Genomic DNA, 1414 nt, shown 5'->3' on the forward strand with positions numbered 1-1414 from the left:
CTGAGACCTGATGCCGAGCCGATTGTGGTGAAGTGGATGATCCTATGCTGTCGAGAAAAGCCTCTAGCGAGTTTCATGGCGGCCCGTACCCTAAACCGACTCAGGTGGTCAGGTAGAGAATACCGAGGCGTTCGGGTGAACTATGGTTAAGGAACTCGGCAAAATGCCCCCGTAACTTCGGGAGAAGGGGGGCCACATCCGGTGATGAGCTTCGCGCTCTGAGCTGGGGGTGGCCGCAGAGACCAGCGAGAAGCGACTGTTTACTAAAAACACAGGTCCGTGCGAAGCCGTAAGGCGATGTATACGGACTGACGCCTGCCCGGTGCTGGAACGTTAAGGGGACCGGTTAGCTCACTTTCGGGTGGGCGAAGCTGAGAACTTAAGCGCCAGTAAACGGCGGTGGTAACTATAACCATCCTAAGGTAGCGAAATTCCTTGTCGGGTAAGTTCCGACCTGCACGAATGGCGTAACGACTTCTCGACTGTCTCAACCATAGGCCCGGTGAAATTGCACTACGAGTAAAGATGCTCGTTTCGCGCAGCAGGACGGAAAGACCCCGGGACCTTTACTACAGTTTGATATTGGTGTTCGGTTCGGCTTGTGTAGGATAGCTGGGAGACTTTGAAGCGGCCACGCCAGTGGTTGTGGAGTCGTCGTTGAAATACCAGTCTGGTCGTGCTGGATGTCTAACCTGGGTCCGTGATCCGGATCAGGGACAGTGTCTGATGGGTAGTTTAACTGGGGCGGTTGCCTCCTAAAGGGTAACGGAGGCGCCCAAAGGTTCCCTCAGCCTGGTTGGCAATCAGGTGTTGAGTGTAAGTGCACAAGGGAGCTTGACTGTGAGACCGACGGGTCGAGCAGGGACGAAAGTCGGGACTAGTGATCCGGCGGTGGCTTGTGGAAGCGCCGTCGCTCAACGGATAAAAGGTACCCCGGGGATAACAGGCTGATCTTCCCCAAGAGTCCATATCGACGGGATGGTTTGGCACCTCGATGTCGGCTCGTCGCATCCTGGGGCTGGAGTCGGTCCCAAGGGTTGGGCTGTTCGCCCATTAAAGCGGTACGCGAGCTGGGTTTAGAACGTCGTGAGACAGTTCGGTCCCTATCCGCTGTGCGCGTAGGAGTCTTGAGAAGGGCTGTCCCTAGTACGAGAGGACCGGGACGGACGAACCTCTGGTGTGCCAGTTGTTCTGCCAAGGGCATGGCTGGTTGGCTACGTTCGGGAGGGATAACCGCTGAAAGCATCTAAGCGGGAAGCCTGCTTCGAGATGAGGACTCCCACCCACTTGATGGGGTAAGGCTCCCAGTAGACGACTGGGTTGATAGGCCGGATCTGGAAGCCAGGTAACTGGTGGAGGTGACCGGTACTAATAGGCCGAGGGCTTGTCCTCAGTTGCTCGCGTCCACTGTGTT

The 1414-nt window shown here is 56.6% G+C and carries 1 rRNA gene; it reads left to right on the forward strand.

The features are described 5' to 3' along the window. Positions 1 to 1392: ribosomal RNA gene (locus tag ACFYZQ_RS40230) — 23S ribosomal RNA — on the forward strand; the annotation flags it as partial. Between the last annotated feature and the right edge of the window lie 22 nt (positions 1393 to 1414).

The sequence above is a fragment of the Streptomyces sp. NPDC001843 genome (assembly GCF_042891955.1).
Classification (GTDB): domain Bacteria; phylum Actinomycetota; class Actinomycetes; order Streptomycetales; family Streptomycetaceae; genus Streptomyces.